Origin of the sequence: Curtobacterium sp. LFS079 (assembly GCF_047977865.1) — a bacterium.
GTDB lineage: Bacteria > Actinomycetota > Actinomycetes > Actinomycetales > Micrococcaceae > Arthrobacter.
Window position 1 is genome coordinate 46,168 of record NZ_JBFPFO010000003.1, and the last position, 24,719, is coordinate 70,886.

General features: G+C 70.0%; 1 protein-coding gene (running past one end of the window). It reads left to right on the forward strand.

Going from position 1 to position 24,719, the window contains the following annotated elements:
• Positions 1-24,719: the 5' portion of a Calx-beta domain-containing protein gene (locus tag ACNQPB_RS06240; protein WP_498750048.1), read on the forward strand. The gene runs 4,420 nt beyond the window's last position; only the first 24,719 of its 29,139 coding nucleotides appear in the window; its start codon is at positions 1-3; its stop codon lies off the right edge, out of view.

Here is a 24,719-nt window from a genome sequence, read left to right on the forward strand (position 1 = left end):
ATGACTTGGACTGTGCTGGGGCCGGCCCTGCGGCGGTTAGTGTCCGCCGCGGTGACGCTCTGCATGGTGCTTGCGTTCAATCTTCCCTCCGCAATTCCGGCCGCGGCCGCTTCAGCGGGGGGCCTTTCACGCGCCCAGGGTCTCCAGGAATTCGTGTTGTCCGGCGGCGAGCATCAGGACGCCGCGTACACCGCCGGCGCCCAGTCCGGCGTCACGATCTCGGCGGCAGACCTGGCCGCGGTGCAAGGTTCCGCTGCGGCGCAATGGCCGGGCTGGAACATCGGCGGGGCCTCGGTTTTCCTGCAGGACCTGCCCGGCGACGCTCTGGCCATCACCTCCGGGAACAACATCGCGGTTGATCCGACGGCGGCAGGCTGGGGCTGGTCCGCCACCTCGGATGCGCCCGCTCCCGGAACCATGGACCTGCTGACCGTCCTCGCCCATGAGTACGGCCACATCGCCGGCTTCGCCGACGTCGAGGGCGGGGCCGATCTGATGACCCGCACGCTTAGCCCGGGGGAGCGGCGCTTCAACAGCAACGAGCGGATGTACCCTGCACCGGAGCCCGCACCGGCGGCTGAGCCGGCCGCCGTGGCCGAGCCGGCCCCGGCCGCTGAACCAGCACCCGCAGCCGCCCTGGCCAACGAAGCAGCTCCGGCCGCCGAACCCGATGCCTCCACCGAATCCACTCCCGCACCGGCTTCCGCGGCCGGAGCCCCCGTGACGGCAGAATCGCCTTCGGAACCGGCTCCGGCACCGGACCCCGCAGCAACGGACCCGGCACCCGCCGAGGCTGCGCCGGCACCCGCGGCCCCCGCAGCGCCCGCACCCTCCACCTGGGTCCTGGCCATGACCGGCACCTCGGCCGCCCTGGCCTTCAACGCGGACGGCACCGCAAGCTTCGCGGGCGAGACCCGCAGCCTGGCCGGGATCGACTCCATCAGCGTCACCGGCACCGCGGGCAACGACACCTTCACCGTCGACCGCGGAACGAACAACCCGGCCATCACGGTGACGTTCGACGGCGCCGCCGGCTTCGACACCCTGGTCACGGCGGGCACCACAGCGAGCAGCCGCTCCGTCGCCGCCGACCCCCACTCGGGCACCCTGTGGCTGGACGCCACGGTGATCAAATACCTGAACATCGAGCCGATCGCCTCGGGCGACGCCGCCAATGCGGTCTACGAACTGACCGGCGGCGACGACGACGCCACCCTCACCCTCAACGGCGGCGGCCTGCTGGAACTGAGCGGCGCCACCTTCGAGACCGTGGCATTCGCCGCCCCCACCACCTCCCTGACCATCAAGGGCGGGACCGGCAAGGACAAGATCACCATCTCCGGCACCATCGCCCTGATGGCCGCCTGGCTGCTGGTCCAGATGGAACTCATCGAGGTGGCCGACGACGCCGACATCACCACCACGGGCGACGTCACCCTCGAGGCGGCGGACTCGGTGACCGGCGGACCCGTCCTCGGCTGCCTCGTGGCCCTGGCTACGCACTGCACCGACGTCGCGGTCAACATCAACGGCGGCAACATCAGCGCCAACAACCTCAACCTCACCGCCGCATCCAGCATCGTCCCCGACGCGAGCCATTTCGCCGCCTACGCCATCAACGTCGATTCCAACGCCGCGGTCAACGTCACGGGCAACGCCCACCTCGCAGCGGCCGGGGCCGTGGTCATGTCGGCCACCTCCACAGTGGGCCCGGTGACGCTGAACAAGGACTACGGCGACCTCGCCATCATCTCCTCCGACGCCGGAGTGACCGTGGGCGGAAGCGCCGTGGTCACCGCCGGCTCCAACGTCACGCTGACCTCCACGTCCACCGTCGACGCCGGCGCCACCCCCGGTTCGGCCGGCAAGGACGAAGGCGACGCCGACTCCTCCGGTACCAGCACCTTCGACGCCGCCGTCGCCATCCTCACCGTGACGGCCAAGACCATCACCAAGGTGACCGGCACCGCGCACCTCGAGGTGATCGGGGACCTCGCCATCGCCGCCGTCAACCACGCGACGCTCACCGCCACCGGCGACGCCAGCGGTGCCAACTCCGGTGCCGGCATCGCCATCGCGAACCTGGACCAGACCACCACCGCGTTCATCGACTCCACCAGCGCCACCCCGACGACGGCCGCCAAGCTGGACATCACCGCCGACTCGGAGGGCGCCAACACCTCGACGACCAAGGCCGGCGTCGAAGGCTCCACGCAGAACGACAAGGACCCCAACTCGGCGGACCGCGGCAACGGCCAAGCCAACACCGCAGACGGCAACATCGGCATCGCCGGCGCCCTCTCCGTCAACGTCCTCCACAGCAGCACCGGCGCCTACATCTCGGGCTCCAAGGTCAACACCACCGGGATGCAGCGGATCCACGCCGGGTCCAGCAACGACGCCACGGCCGCGGCGGACGGCAGCACCACCTCCGGCGGCGGGCTGGGGGTCGGCGTCGCGGTCGGCATCAACGTGGTCACCCTGCTGACCGAGGCCTACCTCGCCGGCGGCGCCATCCTGAACGCGGGCGGCGTGGTGCTCGAAGCCTTCGGCCCCGCCACCGGCAAGAACACCTTCTCAACGGACGCCACCTCCGGCGCCGGCGGGGACGCCACGGTGGGAGTGGCCGGATCGCTGGCGCTGAACATCATCACCGCCACCACCCTGGCCAACGTCCGTGGCGCCGGCGCCAACCTCAACGGCTCCGACCTCACCCAGACGGCTAAGGCAAGCCACGAAAACAAGGCCACGGCCAAGGCGAAGCAGGACGGCGGCGGCTCGGTAGGCATCGGAGCCTCCGTGGCCATCAACATCATCAACAACGTGGTGGAGGCCGGGCTGGCCGTCAACGGCATCCTCACCGCCGCGAAGAAGCTGGCGATGAACGCCACCACCACGGACGCCACCACCACCGAGGCGAGTGGCGGCGCGGCCGGCGGCAGCGCGGCAGTCCTCACCGGCGTCGTCGGCATCACCATCTCGAACGTCTCCACCAGCGCATCCGTCCGCCGGGGCAGCGCCCTCACCACCACCGGCAACATCACCGGCAAGGCCGACCAGACCGCCACCGTGGAGACCAAGGCCCTCGGCGCCACCACTGCGGGCGCCGGCGCAACCCTCGGCGCCGCGATCTCCTTCGCCCTCACCTCCGCAGAGCACCTGGTGGACTCCTCGCTCTACCGGAACACCACCTCCGGCGGCCTGATCAGCATGGAAGCGGACGGCACCTCCACCACGGTCACCACGGCAACGGCCAGCGCGGCCGGCGCCGAGGGCGGCCAGAGCGCGGGCGGCAAGGACTCCTCCAACAAGGACAGCAAGCAAAAGTCCGACGCGCAGCTCGGCTTCGCCGATTCCAAGTCCACCTCCACCAACTCGAACGGAACCAGCACCCCGGCCGCCAAGAACGAGGACGGGACCACCGTGACGGTAGCCGCCGCGATCGCGCTGAACCTGGTGACATCGACGACGACGGCGCTCGCCGTTGCGGCGGCCGGCCAGCCGGCCATCGTGGTCATCGCCGCCGGGGCCGTCACGTTCAAGGCACTCAACAACACCGACGCCAAGGCCGTCGCCGACGGCTCGGCCAGCAACGGCAGCTCGGTGACCATCGGCGCCGGCCTGGCCATCAACAAGGTGATCCTGCGGAACGAGGCGAGCATTGGCGTCGGGACCGCGGTCACGGCAGGCGGGCTGAACCTCACGGCCGGCATGCGGTCGTTGGCCGGCGGGACGGACACGGTGCACGCCTTCGAGGCGGACGCCAAGGCCGGGGCCTCGGGCAGCAGCGGCAACCTGGGCATCGCGGGCGCCTTCGCACTGAACATCATCGACCAGGACACCTTCGCCGCCATCCACGCCGACCCGACCCCTGCACCGCAGGCCCCGGCGGCACCCGGCGTGGCCATCACGGGCGGTGGAGCCGTGGCCATGGGCGCCGGCTCAAGCTCCACCTCGAACGCCAAGGCCAAGGCCAGCCAGTCCGGCAGCGGCACCGTGGGCATCGGCGCGGCCTTCGCGCTGAACCTGATCAACGACACGGTGTACGCCGGAATAGACCAGGTGGGCGACCCGACGCGCGGACCCCCGCTCACGGGAGCCGGAAACGTCACCATCGCAGGAACCACCGCGCACACCCTGACCACCACAGCCGAAAGCGGATCAGCGGGCGGAACAGTCAGCATCACCCCGGCAATCGCGATCACCATCGCCAACATTCTCAGCAGCGCCTCGCTCGGCGCCAGCGCCACGGCCCTCACCGCCAGCGGCGCCGTGGACGCCCAGGCCACGCAGACCGTCAAGGCCACCACCACCGCCAAGGGCGACACCAAGGTGGGCAGCACCGCCGGCATCGGCGTCTCCCTCGCACTGGCCATCATCGACAACGACGTCGATTCAGGCAGTGCCCGCAGCATCACGGCCGGCGGCGCCGTCGGCTTCAAGGCCACCGGGACCTCCGAAACCAGCAGCACGGCCGAAGCCTCCGCGAAGGGCGCCTCGCCCAGTGAAGGCAGCAGCGGCGGCGGCAAGGACGTCAACAAGAAGGCCGACGACAACCTCGGCCAGGCCAAGAACACCCAGTCCGCCGAAACCGGCAAGACCTCCGGCACAAGCTCCACCCCGAAGGCCGCCAGCAACGAAGACGGCGGAAGCTCGGTCTCGATCGCCGGCGCGATCGCCATCAACGTTGTGGAGACCAGCTCCCGGGCCTGGTTCGCCAACGGCGTGACCATCAGCTCCGGCGGGATCGTCACCCTCAAGAGCCTGGCCAACACCGATGCCCTGGCGAACGCCAAGGGCGACAGCGCCGCGGACGCCAGCGTGGGCATCGGCGCCGGCGTGGCCGTGAACAAGGTGGATATCGTCAACCGGGCCGTCACGGGCACCGCGACCATCACCGGCACCGGCCTGGTCCTCACCGCGGCTCTGACCGGCGGCGACACCAACGACGTGGTGCGGCGCTGGACCGGCAGCGAATGGAAGACCGTGGAGAGCGGCGCCGAACTTCCCGGCCCGTCCAAGGATGACCTCGCCTACGTCAAGACCAACGGCGGCACCGGCGGCAACGACGGCATCTACAAGTTCAGCGGCAGCGACTGGACCATGGATCAGGACGTCACCATCACCAGCGGTGCGGAGTTCCCCGGTTCACCGTCCAGCGGCGACTACTTCCTGCTCAGCACCGCCCACGACGGCCACCCGCGAAACAGCGTCTACAAGTTCGACGGCACCGAGTGGGACTTCGTCACGGCAGACACTTACGGGCAGAAGGAAGAACTGCCCAAGAACGACATCGAAGAGAACGACTGGTTCCAGCTCACCGCCCAGGACGGCAGCAACGCTCCCGGCTTCTACAAGCGCAACGGCTCCCAGCAGTGGGTGGCCCAGTCCGTGACCCTGAGCGACGGCGACCACTTCCCGGCCAGCCCCGCCACGGACCAGCTCTTCCGGCTCTGGGAGCACGAGGTCTCCGCCACGGCCCGCGCCGGCGCCAGCAAGGCCTCGAGCGTCGGAGTCGCCGGCGCCCTGGCACTGAACATCGTCACCAACACCACCGAAGCAGTGCTGCAGGCCGGTGCCTCGGCGACGCTCGGCGGCTCCGCCGTCGTGATTTCCGCGCTCAGCAACGAATACGACTATGCCAAGGCGAGCGGCAAGGCCGAGGTTGGCAGCGCCACCGGCGTCGGCGCCTCCGTTGCCCTGCAGGTCCTGGTGCCCTCCACCGTCCGGGCGGAAGCCGAAAACGGCGCGGTTCTTGGCAGCGGGGGCCTCAGCGGCGGATCGTCCGTGACCGTGGACGCCTTCGGCTTCCGCGACATCGTCACCACGGCAGAGGGGGGCACGGCCGGCGGAACCGCGGTCACCCCGGTGGTGGCCCTGCTCATCAGCAAGGACGACCACGTGACCGCCCGCCTCGGCACCGGCTCCGCCCTCGGCAGCAGCGGCGCCGTGAAGGTCACCGCCACCCACCTCAACCGGATCCACACCGAAGGCAACGCCGAAGCGGCCGGCAAGGACACCGCCGTCGGGATCGACATCTCCATCAACGTGGCGGTCGGCTGGCAGACGACGGCGGAAATCGCCCGGAACGTCACGGGCACCTCCGTGGACGTGGTGGCCTCCAGCGAAATCAAGAGCGAAGCCAAGGCCGTGGCCAGCGCCAAGGGCAGCAGCGAAAGCGACCCCAAGAGCGGCGACCAGAACGCCAACGGCCAGGTAAACGGCGACAACCCGAACACGAAGGACCAGGGCACCGGAACGCTGCCCAGCTCCAGCGGCGGCACCAACGGCAGCAACGGCGCCACCGGCGCCAACGGCAAGGCCAGCAGCGAGTCCGGCAGCGGCGGCGGCGGAACCGGGGTGGCCGGCGCCATCGCCGTCAACTGGGTGGTGATGGTCAACACCGCGCGGATCACCGCCAACCGCACCGTCACCGCCACGGCCGGCGCCGTCACGGTCCGCGCCCTCAGCCATGTGGACGCCAACGCCCGCGCCATGGGCTCGGCCATCGACCTGCAGAACGACACCGGGGTGGGCGCCGCGATCGGCCTGAACGTCCAGGACCTCACAAGCACCGCCACCATCGGCGCGGGCGCGGTGATCAGCGGAAGCACCGGGATCACCGTGGAAGCGGTCACTCCCGCCGGTGAGCGCAACGACTTCATTGTCTGGGGAATCGCCGCCGGCGGCGGAAAGAACAGCGCCGGCGTGGCCGCTTCCGCGGGCGTTCAGATTCTCCTCATCACCACGACGGCGTCCGTCGGCAAGGGCGCGCAGCTGGACTCCGCGGGGGGAGGCGTGGCTGTCCGGGCCACCGAGCCGATGGGCCTGCAGCTCATCGCGCTCTCCGGAGGCTTCTCCACGGGCAGCGGCACGGCAGTGGGCGGCGCCGTCGCGGTCAACTACCTGGAGGTGACCACCAAGGCATTCATCGACTCCGGCACCGCCGCCGGCCAGGTCACCTCCGTGGATGCTTCCGGTCCCCTGACTGTCGCAGCGAAGGCCACCCTGGTGCCGCTGGAACCGGAAACCCCGCTGCAGGGCAAGATCACCCTGCCCTCCGTCACCAACGTCGCGGTGGGCGCCGGCGCCAGCAACAGCGGCGCCGCCGTGAGCGGCTCCTTCATCATCGACATCATGTCCTTCGACACCCAGGCTTACCTCGGCAACGGCGCCAGGGTGAACCAGGAAGGCGTCGTGGGCGGGGCAGGCCAGTCGGTGTCCGTCACTGCCGAGGACAGCCTGCAGATCGTGAACGTCGCCGGGGCGCTGTCCTTCAGCGCCAGCTCGGCGGCCGTGGGCCTGACCGTGATCGTGGACGTCATCAACTCCAACGTCCGGGCCAGGATCGGTGCCGACTCGCTTGTCCGGGCCGGCGGCAGCGTCACGGTCGAGGCGAAGGGCGGCGAGGACTGGTTCGAACTCTCCGTGGCAGGCGGCGTGAGCGGAAGCAGCGCGGCCGTCACGGGCGCCGTGCTCGTATTCGTATTCAACCAGGGCGCGTCCAACCCCGCCGTCGTCGCCTCCATCGAAGGCGGCGCCCAGGTCCACGGCCTCGGGACCGTCAAGGTCCTGGCCAGCCGGACCGCCAGCGGACCGTTCTCCGCCGGCAACCTGGCAATCGGCGGCGGCTCGGCCGGCGTCGGTGCCTCCGCCGTCGTGATCGTCCGAAGCAGCGTCGTGGAAGCGTACGTCGGAGCCGGCGCGGACATCGAAGCCGGCGGTACCGGCCTCACGGTGAGCGCCATCCAGTCCGGCGACTTCAAATTCCTTGCCGTCGGCGGTGCGGGCGGCAACTCCGCCGGCGTGGCCGGCTCCGTGGTGGTCAACGTCAGCAGCGACACCACCAAGGCACACCTCGACGCCGGGGCCTCCTCGGCCGGAACGCACACCACGGTCCTGGCCAAGGACACGACGACGGTCCTCGCGCTCGCGGGCGTCCTCACCGTGGGCGGCTCGGCGGGTGTGGGCGCCGGCGTCGACGTCGAGGTCATCACCAAGGACACCCAGGCCTGGATCGCCAAAGACACCTCCGTCACCGGCAGCGGCAACCTCACCGTGGACGCCCAGTCCGCCGAGAAGATCACCTCCATCTCCGTCGGCGGCAGCTTCGCCGGTTCCGCCGCCGTCAACGTCAACGCCGCGGTGTCCGTGCTGTCCATCACCACCAAGGCCTTCATCGCCGACGGCACCTCCGCCTCCGATGCCGCGGTCGTCGCAGTGGACGGCAGCGTCCGGGTCAACGCCGACGAATCCCTCACCCTGAACGTGATCGGCGGCAACATCGCGGTGGGCGGCAGCGCCGGCGTCGGCGCGGCAGTGTCGGTGCCGGTCACCACCAAGGAAACCCACGCCTGGATCGGCAACTTCGCCCGGGTCTCCGCCAAGGGCGCCGGCACGGTCACCGTGGCCACCGGGAGCTACAGCGTGACCACCAAGGACATGCGCTTCGCACCGGCGGACGTCAACACCGGCAGCGACACCATCACCGTGGCCAACCACGGCTTCCAGAACGGCCAGCAGGTCCAGTACGACCGCGGCTGCGACACCGCCGGCTGCGGAATCACCGGGCTGACCCACCGCGGCACCTACTACGTCGTCAACGCCACCACCAACACCTTCCAGGTCTCCGCCACGCCGGGCGGCGCGGCCGTGGACCTGCAGAGCGCGGGCAGCACCGAAAACCAGCGCTTCTTCGCCACAGACGAGGCCAACGTCCAGGAAGACAACACCCTCCGCTTCAACCCGCAGACGGCGGTGTCCGGCAACCAGATCACCACCCCGTACTCCGTGGGCGCCGCCAACGACGACGCCGTGGTCTACAGCTCCGGTGGCGGCGCCGTGATCGGCGGGCTGGTGGACGGCGGCACATACTTCTACAAGAGCCTGGGCGGGAACACCTTCCAGCTGCTGAACAAGAAGAGCACCGACGGCGGCACCCCGGTGGTCCTGTCCCTCAGCGGCACGACGGGCAAGGCACACAGCATCACCAAGTCCGGTACGGCCCCCGGCGGCGACGCCAGCGCCATGGGACCGCGCGTCATCCAGGCCGGCAGCACCCCCGACTTCCGCGGCGTGGCGGTCACCGCCAACAACTCGGACAACATCGGCGCCTTCGGTGTGGCAGTGGGCATCGGCGGCACGGCGGGCGTCTCCCTCGCCGGCGCAGTCGCGGTCAACACCATCCACACCTCGGCGCACATCGGCTCCAACGCCCGCATCAACTGCGGCGCCACGTGCGCCTCCAACGTTGCCGGCGCCAACGCCGGGCAGTCCGTCCAGGTCTCCGCGGCCAACCAGTACTACCAGCTGGGCATCGCTGCCGCCGTGGGCATCGGCGGCAGCGCCGGCGTGGCCGTCCCCGTGGACGTCCGCGTGGTCAACATCGACAGCTACGCATATGTCGGCACCGGCAGCACCGTGAACGCCCGCAACAACATCGCCGTCACCGCCAACGCCAAGGACGCCGTGGTCTCCGTGGCCGCCGGGGCCGGCGGCGGAACGGTCGGCGTGGCAGGCACGGTCGCCGTGACCGTCCTGAAGCTGAACACCTTCGCCTGCACCGGCACCCCCACGGGCACCCTCGTCTTCGAATGCCTCGGCACCGGGGCCACGCTGAAGGCCGACAACAACGTGCTGGTGTCCGCGAAGGACGACACCCGGCTGCTCCTGCTCACCATCGCCGCGGCCGGCGGCTACGTGGGCGTCGGTGCCGCAGTCGGCGTCGCCGTCCTGGACAAGAAGGTGCAGGCGTACCTGGGCGCCGGGGGCGTGGTGGACGCGCTGGCCCTTGGCGGCGCGATCGGCGGAGTGTCCAACGGCGCCGGGCTCAGCGGTTCCGGGACGGCCGCGGACTTCGGCCGCCAGTCTTTCTCGGGCGTGATCGTCCGGGCCGACTCGGTGGAGGACATTTTCGGGCTGGTCGCCGCGGTGGGCGGCGGGTTCGTGGGCGTGGCCGGCGGCGTGTCCGTGACCCTGCTGACCGTGCTGGTGAAGGCCTTCATCGGGGGCAACAGCACGGTCAACGGCCTGCCCGGAGCGGGCGGCTCCCAGGGCGTCAACGTTTCAGCGACGGACAGGTTCAAGTCGCTGACGATCGCCGGCGGCATCGCGGGCGGTTTTGTAGGTGTTTCCGGCGGCGTGGATGTCGGCGTGGCCAACAACTCGGTTCAGGCCATTCTGGGCACCGGCGCCACCATCCACGCGGCCGGAAACGTACAGGTCTACGCAGTCTCCGCCAAGGACGTCAGCACCTTCGCCGTCAGTGTCTCCGGCGGATTCGTGGGCGTCGCGGCGGCCGTGTCGGTCTGGACCGTGGGCACCACGGCCACCGGCGGCTACCACGCGGCGGCCGGCGGCGACTACCGCGGCAACTGGAACGGCGGCACCAGCTACCGGCGCGGCGACGTCGTGACCGACACCGCCGACGGCAAGCGCTACTCCGCCAAGGAAGACGGCGTGCTGGGCGGCGCTTCGCCCAGGAACAACCCCGCCAAGTGGCTGGGCGAATCCAGCGCCTTCGGCCGCGGCGACTGGTCCGCGGCGGAGTACTACAACAAGGGCGACGAGGTCCGCGACACTGTGGACGGCAAGTACTACACCGCCACGGCCGACGGCGTGCACAGCGCCACCCGGCCGGGCCTGGACGCCGGCAACTGGAACGAAGGCGGTTCCCTCAACAGCGTCCAGCAGGGCGGCTCGGCGGCACAGGGCGGCAGCGGTGGCTACAAGGACAACACCCTCACCGGCACCACGGCCGGCGCGGCCACCGCGTGGACCAGCGCCCAGGCCTGGGACGAAGGAGCCCTCGCCAGCTACAACGGCCAGACCTGGTCGGCCACCGAGGACATCGCCAACGGCGTGGCCCTGGCTCCGGGAACCGCCGGTGCCAAGTGGCGGCTGGTCTCGGGCTCGGAGAGCAGGACGAACCAGCGCCTCGCCGATCAGCTGGGTGTGGCCTCGGGCCGCATCTCCGCGGCGGCCCCGGCCAGCAACCCCGGCAACGACGCACTTGGCACCGTCCCCACGGGCGGCACCACCGCGACCATCAACGCCATCGTCCTCGCCGGCGGCCACGTACGCGCCTGGGCGAAGGACGGGCTGCTGATCCTCGGCGTCGCAGGTGCCGGCGCGGTTGGAGCAGTCGGCGTCGGCATCTCCGTCCTCGTCCTGAACATCAAGAGCAACACCGACGCCGGCATCGGCTCCACCGCGCAGATCACCGCCGGCTCCGGCGGCGCCGGCGAGGTGTCCGTCCAGGCCGCCATGGACGAGGACTCGGTGGGCTTCGGCTTCTCCGGCGCCGTGGGCGCCGTCGGGATCGCCGGCCAGGTTGTGGTCATCAACGACCGCGGCACCCAGCGGGCACACATCGACGGCGGCGCGCAGATCCTGCAGGCCGGCGGTGGAGTCGCTGTCGGATCCACCGCCGAGCGCCGGCTTGAGAACTACTCGATCGGCCTGGCCATCGGAGCCGTCGGCGCAGGAGTTTCGGTGTCCGTCGTCAACGTCTCGGGCGACAACACCGCTGAAACCGGAACGGTCGCCGTCGGCGCCACCGGCACCGTGGCCAGCTTCAAGGCCAACACAGTGGACAACCTCAACGTCTATGGACTGGGCGTCAGCGTCGCCGGCGGTGCCGGGGCCATCGGCGGCGTCGTCACCCTTGTCAGTTTGGCGGGCACGGCCAAGGCCTCCGCCTCCCCGAGCGGCACCGTGGGCTCCGGCGGGGTGGCCGCCACCGCCACCGGAACACGCACGGTCCAGGCCACCACGCTCAACGTCACCGTGGGCGGCCTCGCGATCGGCCTCACCGTGGTGCGCGCCGAATCCGCCCGGCACCTGGAGTCCATCGTGGGCGGCAGCGCCGCCACCAGCGGCGCCGTCGAATCCACGGCCACCGCCACCAACACCGCGACTGTCCGCTCCCCGGGCGTCTCGATCGCCGGCGTCTCCATCGGCATCACGGTCTCCTTCGCGGAACTGTCCGGACACACCCTGGCCAAGACCACCGGCACCGTCACCGGCGCCTCCTCGATCGACGTCACGGCCACGGCCGCCAACAAGGCTGACACCGAAACCGTCCTGGTCTCGGGCTCGCTCATCGGCCTGAGCGGCGCCTGGGCCAGCTCGCGAATCACGTCCGACGCCTGGATCCGTGCGATCGTGGACGGCACCGCCAGCCTCGGCACTGGCAGTTCAGGCTCGGGCGGCACCATCACCATCAAGGCCCGGACCCAGGGCGACGGCAACCTCGCCAAGGGCATCGTGGACTCCACCAGCGGCGGGCTCATCGACCTCAAGGCCATGGTGGCCGTGGCCCGCGTTTCCAACGAGGTCCGCGCCACCCTGGACGGCGCCATTACTGCGGCCGGCAAGCTGGACGTCCTGGCCGACGCGCACAACAGCAGCGAGGCACGGGTCAAGACGGCCGCCGTCGCGCTCGTGAGCCTGGCGATCGGTGCGGCGGATTCAAAGGTCGACGCCGGAACCCTCGCCACCGGGGCGGGCAGCATCGCCGCCGCCGGTGCCGACATCACCATCAAGGCCACCAGCGTCAACACCGCCACCGCCTACTCGAACGTCATCACGGGCGGCCTGCTGGGCGGCGTGGCAGTCAGCGCCCCCGTCGCGGACATCTCGGCACCCACCGGAGCACAATGGGACGGCGCGGCCACCGCGGGACGCAACATGACCGTCGAGGCGGATGCAACCAACACGGCCAATTCCACCGCGAAAGTCCTGGCCACCGGCATCGTGGGAGTCACCGGGGCCGCGGCGCCGGCAGACATCACCAACGCCACCGTCACTTACGCGATCATCGGCGGCGCCGCGAAAATCAGCGGCCTGACCCAGCAGCTCCTCGTCTACGCCCACGCGGTCAACCGGGCCACGGCGGTGGCCGGCGGCAAGGGCATCGGCGCCGTCAGCATCGGCGTCATGTTCCCGAGCGCCACGGACAGGGCCATCACCAAGGCCGAGCTCAACGGCGATGTCGGCACCACCCATGTCGATCCCGCGGTCGGCACCGTGGGCGACGCCGGAGCGCTGAGCATCGAGGTCAAGGCGATCGGCGACGACGCCACCAACGCCAGCGTCGACAGCTTGGCCATCGGCCTCGTGGCCGTCTCGGCTTCCTCCGCCGAGGCCCGCACCGAACCGGAAGTCCGCGCCCAGCTGGGCGGCGGCAAGGTCACCGCCACCCAGGGCGTCACAGTCCTGGCCCAGTCCGTCACCGACGCCGACTCCTACGCCTACGCGGCCTCCGGCGGGCTGATCGACATCCAGGCCGGGTTCACCGCCAAGTCCTTCGCCAGCCCCAAGGTCTCCGCGATCGTCACCGGCGGCTTCGTCCAGGCAGGCGGGCTGCTATCCATCACGGCGCTGCACGGAGCGGCCCAGGCACCGCTGTCCGACGGCACCGTCGCAGGCATCAACTGCAACGGCGCGGACACCATCTGCTTCACCCTGCCGCATGGCATCGGCACCGGCACCACCGTCACCTACAGCGCCCCCGCTTCCTCGGTACCGGGCGTTGCCGAAGGCACCGTCCCGAACCCCAACGCGATCCCGGGCCTCGGCGACGGACGCACTTACGGGGTCATCAAGGTGGACAACAACACCCTCCGCCTCGGCGTCGAGTTCAACGCCGCCGGCGTCGTGAATGCCCAGACCGGTACCCTGCACTTCGCCGGCGGCCACAACTTCCGCACCGGGGACCGGGTGGTCTACAACTGCAACGGCGGCGGCGCCCTCGGCACGCTCCCGGTGTCCGGGCTCGCCTGCGGCAGCTCCTACTACGTCTTCGCCGTGGACGAGTTCGACATCCGGCTCTCCTCCACCCCGCTCGGTGCCGCTGGCAGCAACGTGGTGACCTTCAACCCGAGTACGGCCATGCCGGACGGTTCAACCTTCCAGGTGGCGGACACCACCGGCCTGGACGGCCGCGCCGTGGTCTACCACGCACCGGCCACCATCGACTTCAAGTCCAGCCTGGTGGACGTCAACACCGACGGCGGCGGGCAGCTCCAGGACAACGACAACAACGGGATCGACCACGACAGCTCCTGGAACACCATCTACGCCCCGTCCCACGGCGCCATCGACAACGCCGAGTACGTCTACACCGTGACGGACGGCCCGGCCATCGGCGGCCTGTTCAACGGCCAGCACGTCTGGATCGTGCTCGAGGACCTCGACGGGATCGGCAGCATGTTCGCCGCCGGCAACCACATGGTCCGGCTCGCGGACTCTGCCTGCCACGCCGGAATCGGACAGTACGACGCCGACCCGGGCGCCGGCGTCGACCTCCACCCCTGCACCGAGGTCATGCAGGTCATCGCCCTGGTGCCGAACACCAGCCCGGCAGGGCTGCGCGCCAACCACTCGCTGCGCCGGGTCGGGTACGAATCGATCGGGCTCGTCGAAGGGAACATGTACTTCATCGACGTCGTCAACGGCACCGACTTCCAGCTGCGCAATGCTGCCGGAACCCTGATGACGGGCCTGGACACCAGCAAGCAGGGCACCCACCGGCTGGTTAACGAAGGCATCGCCGCCGTCAGCGGCGGGACCGGCACCCAGCAGCTCTACATCGACCTCGGCGCGGGCGCCCTGGCCGGCACCCCGCACGTGATGATCGGCGTCGGCGGCCCCGGCGCACTCCTGGCCGACCCCGCCGGCTCCACGAACGGGGTGGCCAGCGCAACGTCCACGGGCATCGGCGGCGGGCTCTTCCGTTTCAGCGACGTCTACTCCGAGGCCACCTCCAAGCCTTCCCTCACGGTGGACGTCCAGGCCGGTACGCTGCGCGGCAACGCGGTGCTGATCGACGGCACCTCCTACATCAACCTCGCCGTGAGCTCCGTGGGCAAGGGCGGCGGATTCCTCGGCTTCGGCGCCTCCAACGCCTTCGCCGATGCCACCAACACGGTCCTGGTCACAATCGGCAGCACGGCCAACATCTTCGCCTCCACGGACCTGCAGGTCACGGCCACCGGCATCACCACCGCCAACGGCGAAGCGGTCAACCGCACCGGCGGGCTGATCGCGGGAGCGGATACCGACGTCGACCTTGAACTCGGCTACTCCGTGAAGACCGAGGTGGCGGGCACCCTCTACGCCAACCGCTCCCTGCTGATCGACGCCGCCGCCGGGTTCACCGCCAACGCGCGGGCCTCGTCCGGCTCCGGGGGCCTGGGCACCAACTCGGACGCCAACGACGACGACGGCCAGGGCGTGCAGATCGGCCACGACTACACCGCAGAGGTGGCCACAAGCCTCGGCGGAACCGCGAAGCTGCGCGGCGCCCAGGTCCAGGTCTCCGCCGGCGTCGGCACGGCCTTCGCCATCGACTTCACCGACGGCAGCATCGACGGCCGCGCACTTGAAGCCAGGGGCGTCGCACGCTCCGACGCCGACGCCTACGCCCTCGGTGCGGACTCCGACGCCGGAGCCTACGTCAGCGTGACGGACAGCGTCCTCACGAAGCTGGACACCGGCTCCTACATCGAAGGCGAATCCGTCTTCATCCGCGCTGCCCACGAGCACCTGAACCTGCAGGCCGACGCGAACGCCAACTGCGGCTGCGGCGGCGGCGACACAGACGCGCGTGCTTACGTTTCCTTCACCGGCAGCTCGGCGGTCCAGGGCCTCGACGAATCCGTGATCCGCACGGCCGAACTGCACGTGGCGGCCCTGCAGTACGTCGACCGCCTGTACTACCACGCGCACCGTTCCGGCGGGCTCTTCGACTTCGGCAGCGCCGACGGCAACATCAACTACCAGCCGAAGCGGGACATCCTGTGGGAATCCACGGTGTACCTGCTGGGCGAACCCAACCCGGTGCTGATCGTGGACGCCAGCGGCAAGATCATCGCCAAGACCTACAACGTGACGGTCCGCTCCAGTCAGTTCGGACCGGCCCTGGGCATCGGCGACACCGTCTCCGGCCCCACCATCTGGATCGACCCGATCATCTACGACGAACTGCCGGCGGCCCTCTTCGAAGCCAACAACGCCGGCGGCGAATGCGACGCCGACTGCAACGGCCTCATCCACGGCAGCCTGGGTCTCTTCTACATGCAGGAAACCTGGAACTCGGTGCTGATCCGCAACAGCTCGGACAAGAACATTGTCCTCAAGGGCACCACGGACCCGCAGAGCGTCTCCATCAACACGGTCAACTCGCAGCTGAGCAGCACGCCCGAAGCCGTCATCAGCGTCTCCGTGGACAACGGCCCGCACGCACCCCCTGCCACGCAATGGTTCTGGCACGTGCACCATATCTTCCCGGCCACCGGCGTAGTGATCGAAAGCCTCCGGCCGACGGCAGCCACCGGCTTCGACCTCACGATCGACGGCGACATCCGCAACCTCATCGGCAGCACCCGCCTCAGCAACCAGCGCGGCTCCATCCTCCGCGGCAGCGACGCCGGCACGGAGACGTTCTACAGCAACACCATCACCCTGGACTCGGAGTCCGGCTCCCTCGGTACCGTCCCGAACCCGCTGATCCTGGTCCTCCTCCAGATCTTCCACACCGGCGAACCCGGCGTCCCCGCAGTGCTCAAGCCCGTCGGGCTGGACGCCGAAGCAGGCCAGGACCTCTACCTGGACCTGACCGTCCTCCGGCGCGATTCCCTCACCGCCAACCCGGCCGCCATCAACCCGGTCATCGGCCCCATCAAGGCCGGGCACGACGCCGTCGTGATCCTGCGCGACAGCGCCGAGGGCATCAACGGTCCCGGCATCGGCGACATCAACGTGGACATCTACACCCCGGACAACAAGCCGGCACCGTACGGCTCGGGCAGCGTCCTCGAAACGGTCCCCACCACCTGCTACTTCCGGCCCGACGGCGCGTCTTGCACCGGCGCCACGGACATTCCCGTGGTGGTCGGCGGCGCCGTCGTCGCGGTCGCCTTTGGGACCGACCTGACGCCAATCAACGCCAACTACACCTTCAGCGACATCCGCGCCGGGCACAACATCGCCATCTTCCACCCGTCCGCGGCCACCGCCATGACCATCAAGGCCTTCACCGACGTCGACGCCCAGTGGAGCGACGACGACACCGGCGCCACGCACGGCGTCACCGACGGATCCGGCAAGACCGACGTCCTGAACAACGGCAACATCTGGGTCATCGAGCAAAGCGGCAAGGGCGATCTGCGGGTGGGCCACATCCACGCCACCGGCCTCTGCACCGGCGCCGCGGCGCTCTGCGCCAACCCGATCCCCGCCGACGTCCGGCTCGACTCGCCGGCGCGGATCCTCGACGCCGAACTGGACAACGGCGTGCTGGACACCGACGACGACGGCGTCCTGGTGGACGCGTACGACCTGGACATCTCCGGCGTCAACAACGGCATCGACGTCACTGGCCGCAACATCACCCTCACGGCGGGCGACAACGGACTGGGCGAGGCGGGCAGCGTCTCCGGCACCGGCGGCATCGGCCTGCCGGACAACTTCCTGGAGATCCAGGTGGACGCCGTGGGCGGCTTCCCATCCGTGGCCAAGGGCCTCCTCGACGCCCACGACCTCGCGGCCGACGACGACAAGACCCTGGGCATCTACCTCGACCAGGTGGCCGGGGACCTGCGGATCGGCGTCGTGGAAACCGCGGGCGACAACAGCCTCAGCACCGGCAACGTGTCCCTGCGCAGCCGCGCCGGGTCCATCATCGACGCGCTCGGCGACGCGGCCGCCGACGTGCTCGGTCAGGCAATCGACATCGACGCCCACGGAGGATCCATCGGCACCGCCGCCAAGGACCTGGACATCGATTCGCTCCGCGGCTCGCCGTTCGCCTGCACCAACACCAACTGCACCAACAACTCTGGTGGTGCCTCCGGCGGGGCCTCCGATTCCGGCCTGGCCGCCGCCGCGGATGACGTCGCCCTGGAAGCCGGCACCGGCATCTACCTGACGGAAACCGACGCGTACCTGCGCCTGGTCCTGGCCCACGCCGTCACCGGCAACATCCGCATCACCGTCCGGGAGACCGCGGAACTGGACGAGGACCTGTTCCTGATCCGCGACGGCAGCGCCAACTTCGCCGAGGACAACACCACCCTCCCGGGCAACGACGCCGACCGCCTGCGCAGCATCCCCGCCGGCACAATCTTCGCCGAGACCGGAAGCGTGGAGCTGCGCGTGGGCGACGACGTGACGCTCCACCAGAACGGCCAGATCCTGGCGAAGCTCGGAATCGACATCCGCGGCGACTTCGGCAATGCGGACACCGGCGGCACCCTGGCCGTCCCGGACCCCGAATACGGCAGCAGCATGATCCTGCGCGGCCGGATCATCGCCGACTGCACCGTCACCCCGGGCGACTCCACCGGCGACCCCATGGGCAGCTGCGCCCCGGGCACCGCCAACCCCGTGTCCGGCCGCCAGGTGCACGTCTGGGGCGGCTCCGACGTCGACATCATCCAACTCGGCGACCCCTCCGGACTCGATCTCGCGCAGACCTCCAACCCGGCCCTGAACAAGGAACAGCAGGGCGAACCCGGCTACATCTTCCTGGGCGCCAAGACCACGGTCCACGGCAACGCCACCACGGCCTCCGGCACCGCGGACGGCGAGGACCGGATCACCGTCTGGTACCTGCAGTCCATGAACGTGCTCACCAGCCCCACCGGCCTTCAGGCAGGCGGCGGGACAGGCGCCGGCGCCGGGCACACCCTCACCCTGGACGGGCAGGGCGAAAGCGACCACTACGCCATTTACACCAACGGCAGCCACGGCAACGTCCGCAACTACGTCATCAACGTCCTGGACACCGGCGCCCCGGACGCTGGCGTGGACGAACTCGCCATCCACGGCTACAACAACACCGCCGCCGCCTACAACGGCTACCTGCCCGGCACCACCAGGAACGCCGCCACGGACGACATCTTCCTGCTGCGGGCCCTCAAATGCATCGACAACGAGAGCCCCTTCGACCTCGGCACGGGCGTCCCAAGCAACTGCCTGAGCCCGACGGAAACGGCCGACCACCCGGCCTTCGTCGCCCTGCTGGCCGGCAGCCTCGCCGCGGACGGCGGCATCGGCGCCTACCGCGACCGGATTGCCGGCAACGAACCCAGCGCCATGGTCCAGCGGATCAACTACGACACCGCGCTCAACGGCCGCATCACGGTCTTCGGCGAGGGCGGCAACGACGCCTTCTACGTGGACGACGCCTCCGCGACGATCACCCTGGACGGCGGCGCCGGCAACGACGTGTTCCAGATCGGACAGATCTTCGGCACCCGGCGCGGCGCCCAGAACGCTCCCGACGGCGGCGCCCTCCTCCCGGCCGACACCTTCCCGGCGCTGGTCCCCACGACCCGCGGCTGGCTCAGCCCCGGAACGCACGCCCCGCTGCTGGCCACCGGCGGCACCGGCAACGACCAGTTCACCGTGTACTCCAACCAGGCCGAGATCCAGCTCAACGGCGACGACAACAATGACATCTTCATCGTGCGGGCCTTCGCGGTGGCCGCGGTCTGCGACACGGACTCGGACAGCATCGCCGGCTGCGGCCTGAGCGACGTCGCCTTCGTCCCCGCCGGCGGAAACTTCCCCACCACCGTGGCGTTCGGTTCCTGCGTCATCAACGCCGGCTACACCCGCTACGACCGCAACGGGGACGGTGTCTGCAACAACGCCGACGCCCACACCACCTTCAACCACCTGCCGGGCAGCAACGCCGACCTGGACAACACCATGTGGGAAGACGACATCATCCCGCTGGACGCGAACGGCGTAGCGGTTCCCGTGATCGGCCTGGGCTTCTCCACCTCCCGGCCGCTGGATATCCGGGCCGGCGGCGGCGAGGACGAGGTCCAGTACAACGTCAACGCCCCGGTCAACGTCGACGGCGGCACCGGCTTCGACAAGCTGGTGGTGCTGGGCACCGAGTTCGCGGACGACTTCGCCATCACGGACAAGGGCATCTTCGGGGCCGGCCTGAACGTCAAGTACACCACCGTCGAAGTGGTGGAGGTGGATGGCCTGGAGGGCGATGACCAGTTCTTCGTCCAGTCCACCGCCTACGGAGTGGCGTACCGGATCATCGGCGGCCTCGGTTCGGACATGATCAGCGTGACCGGCGACGTCACCGCGGACATCGTCACCCGCGAACTCGAGGGCCTCAGCGGGGCTGTGGACCACATCGTCACCTCGCCCGGCGACCCCGGCTATGACGGCCTCACCGCCGATGGCGTGCCCTACAACCTGGCCACCCAGGACCGCGGCATCGTGGTCATCCGGGAAGGCACCGGCGGCACCCGGGTCCGCGAAGGAGCCGCCGCCACGGACGCCATCAAGAGCTACGCCTACTACACGGTGGAACTCGCGGTGGTCCCGACGTCGAACGTGTACGTGACCGTCTCCGCCGGCTTCGCGCCTTCGCAGGAAGCCGACGGCAGCCTCGCCAACCCGGCCCCGCTACCCAACGGCCTGGGCGACACCGTGTGGCTGTGCGTGGGAACCACCGATTCCCAGTGCGACGAGTTCTCCGAGTTCCAGCGGCACTTCGTGGTCAACGGCGTGGTGGTGGACGAGGCCGGCCGGGCCGTGACCCTCACCTTCACGGCCGGCAACTGGAACGTGCCGCAGCGGGTCTACGTCTGGGCCGTGGACGATCCCCGCGCCGAAGGCGACCGCACCGTGGTCCTGCAGCACAGCGTGATCAGCCAGGACGCCCGCTTCCACCGGGCCGCGGTCCGCCAGGTCAACGCGCTGGTGTACGACAACGACACCCCCGGCGTGTACGTCACCGAGGTCGAACCCGGCGGCACCGCCGCGGACGGCCGCACTGTGGTCATCGAAGGCAGCGCCCTGACCCAGCGCACCGACGACCTCCTGCTCAGCCTTGCCAAGGCGCCCGCCGCGGGCCACACCATCTGGGTGAAGGTCTGGATGGACGCGGACAGCCAGCGGCTCATCCAGCTCGACTTCAGCCTGGTCCCGGCCGGCCGCTGGCTCGCCTTCTCCGACGGCCACGGCGGCACCTACTACTCCGTCAGCTTCACCGCCGGCAACTGGAACACCCCGCTGCGGATCGTGGTCAAGGCCCGGAACAACAGCGACGCCGGCGACCCCCTGACAGCCGTCATCAACTACGAACTCGACACCCTGCTCACCGCACCCGCCGCGGCAGCCGCCTACCCGTTCCCGAACCTGCGCAGCGGCCTGCAGCGCACCGACGTGCTGGTGTACGACGACGAAACCCCCAATGTGGTCAGCTTCCCCACCGGGACGGACACCGTGGTGGTCAAGTGCGGCAACACCGCCTGCACCATCCCCGGCGGCACCGACGGCTACACGATCCGGCTCACCAGGGCCCCCGCCGGCGGCGCCGCGGGCGCCGTCCGGATCGCGCTGATCCCCGACGGCCTGGTGGACGTGGTCTCCGTGGGCGGCGTGGCCATCACCCCGGCGGACTACGCGGTGGTGGGCGGGGACATCCCGGCCCGTGCCTTCCAGGGCGCGCTGGCCATCAGCGGAGCCACCGTCAGCCGGGCCAACGGCAGCGACCTCGGCAGCTTCCTCGACGAAGGCTTCGCTGCAGGGCAGCGGATCACGATCTCCAGCTGCGGCACTGCGGTCTTCACCGTCCTTTCCGTCAGCGCCAACGGCAAGTCCATGGTCCTGTCTTCCGCACCGGGCTGCGCCGGCGGCACGGCCATCAGCATCAACCGGATCACCCGCTCCGGCGCGTGGGACGGCACGGCCACCACCGAATTCGTCGGCGGAGCCTGGCGGCTGGTCCGGCCGGTTGTCGGACCGACGGGCGGCAGCTGGCTGGCCGACGGCTTCAGCGAGGGCCAGTGGGTGCAGATCTGCCAGGCCGGCACATGCATCCGGGCCAAGATCGCCGTGATCCGCGGAAGCAACGCCGGGCACGACGAGAAACTGGAACTGCGCAACTTCCTGCTCAGCGGCGACTCCCTGGCCGGCTTCGGCGCCGGCGCGTTCACGGTGGTGCGGATTGCCGCCGTCGTGGACTTCACCGCCGCCAACTGGTTCCAGGAGCAGTTCGTCGAACTCCGGGCGGACGTCGCCTACGAACAGCCGCTGCAGCGGCAGGGCGTGAAGATCTTCCCGGCCAGCCAGCACCAGGTGTCCCGGCTGCGCGGACCGCTCGCCGTGGAAGGCGGCGTCACCGGCGCCGACCGCTCTCTCCAGCTGGGCCTGAAGCTTCCGGGCGAACAGGACGGCCCGCTCTTCGCGATCGCCGCCCAGGCGCCGGAAAGCAAGCAGATCGACATCCTTGACATCTACAACGACTCCTCACAGGCGAACGGCCGCGGGGCCATGAACAGCACCTCCCTGCGCGGCTTCAACATGGCCAAGGACCTGGACTTCGGGGCCGGCTACGGCGGGGCCGAAGGCCAGACCTTCGGCGAACCGCAGGTGTTCCCGGGCGGGATCAGCTACGGCACGGTCCAATTTATTGGAGACGGAACTGCCGGGCAGTTCGTCACCAACGGCGCCAAGTCCACCATCGAGATCTTCAACCTGATGCTCGGCACCGGCAACGACCACCTGGACATCCAGGGCACCCTCCAGCCGGACGACGCTGTGAAGCTCACCGGCACCGTGGTGCTGGCTCCGTCCGCGGGAGATGTTGGTGCCCCGGCGGGTTCCACCCACCGGATCAGCCGCCCCGCCCCGTTCGACTGGAAGGCCCAGGGCTTCCTGGCCGGCCAGCCGGTGACCATCAGCGGCCTCGCCGGCACGTGGAAGGTGCTTGGCTTCGGCGACGACGACCCGATGGACACCACGGACAACACGGTGATGTATCTGCTGCAGCTCTCCGGCCCGGCGGCCGGGGCCTCCACCGCCCTGCGCACGCTGGTGGCCGCGGACGTGCCGGTCAGCTTCACCGGTGCCGTCGCCACCGTCCCCAACGCAGCGAACGACGGCGGAACGGTCACCCGGGCGGGCGGAAGCTGGATCGCCGACGGCTTCGTGGCCGGCCAACTGGTGATGATCCAGGGCGTCACGGGCGCCTGGCGGCTCACGGCGGTGACGGACCTGGTGCTCACCCTGGGCCGCGGAGACCCGCTGCCCGCCCTGAACGGCAGCCGCACCGTGTTCGTTCCCGGACCGCACGGCGGCCTGACCACCGTGCACGGCGGCGGCAACTCCTTCATCCGGAACGCCTTCGACATGGAACGCTCCGCCCCCGGTGTTGGGAACGGCGCCGGAGCACCCGCGGGCACGGGCCTGCTCCTCACCCGCCAGGACGGCCTGCCGTGGGCACTCACTGGCTTCCTGCCGGGCAGCGGCTACTTCGCCCTGGATCCGTACGGCCACGGCCCGCAGCACATCCAGCTGGCAGGGGAGTCCTTCACCCGGCTCATCCTGGGCTTCGGCAACGCCGCCTGCCCGTTCACCGACCCGTTCCCGCACTGCGGCGAAGGCTCCGTCATGTACCTCTCCGGGCCCCTCTACGCAGGACCGGCGGCCGTGCTTCCCACTGACGTGCACGCGGCCAAGCCCGTGGCCCTGTCCGCCAGCGGCACCATGCAACTGCACACGGACTACCTGGTCCGGACCGACGGCGGCTCCTTCCTGGCCGACGGCTTCAAGGTGGGCATGCAGGTGCGCATCAGCGGCCTCGCCGGGCCCTTCACCATCAAGGCCCTGACAGCCGGCACCATGACGTTCTGGAACGCGGCCCTCCGGCCCACCGTCCACCTCAACGCCGCCGGTGTGGCGGTCTGGGATGCGCCGGTCTTCACGGTCACCGGTTTCGACGCGGCCCTTGCCGGTCCGGCACAAGACAGCCTGCTGATCGGCGGCGACACCATCACCGTCTGCAACCTTGCGGCCCCGGTCATCGACGGCACGGCCGTCCCCTGTGACCGGGACGCGACCGCGGGTCCCGGCTCGCCGCTGGTGGTCTACGGCGACACCAGCCAGGACGGCGTCTGGTACTCGGGACACCCCTACGACGTCCTCGGCATGGAATTCGGTCCCAAGCCCTTCGATCCCTTCGTCAATATTCCGGACGCGGAGAACGAGGACGACGAGTGGCTGCTCGGCCTGGCCAACCCGTACGACTACGCCGGCAACGACATCATCGACGCCTCCGGCCTGTTCGCCCACCTCGCGGCGGCCCAGCTGCCCACTGTCGGCTTCACCGCCTACGGGGGACTCGGCGACGACCTGATCATCGGCAGCCAGGCCGGCGACCACCTGGCCGGCGGCTCGGGCGACGACGAAATCCGCGGCCAGCGCGGCGTTGACCACATCTACGGCGACTCCGGCGTGAACGTCAACGTCTTCACCCGGGCGCTGGACATCGCCGTCGTCGACCGCAGCCCCCTGCCGTCCGTCACCGGAGCCGGCTTCCTCAACAACGGCACCACCATCCAGCCGTACCCGTCACCGGTCCGCGACGATCTCCTGACGGCGGGCCGGGACCTGCTCTTCGGAGAAGGCACCGGAGCTGTGCCTTCTCCTGTGGAGAGCGCCTATGACGACATCGTCTTCGGCGACCACGGCGCCGTGATCCAGGACGTCGCGGACCCGAACGAACCGGACGCCCGCCTGCAGAAGATCCAGACGACGGCGCTCGCCTCCGTCCTGGCGGTCGAGTCCCGCAACCTGCAGCGCGGCGCGGACGACATCATCTTCGGTGGCCTCGGCCGGGACCTGCTGATCGGCGGGGCCGGGAACGACATGGCCGACGGCGACGAAGCGGACGACCT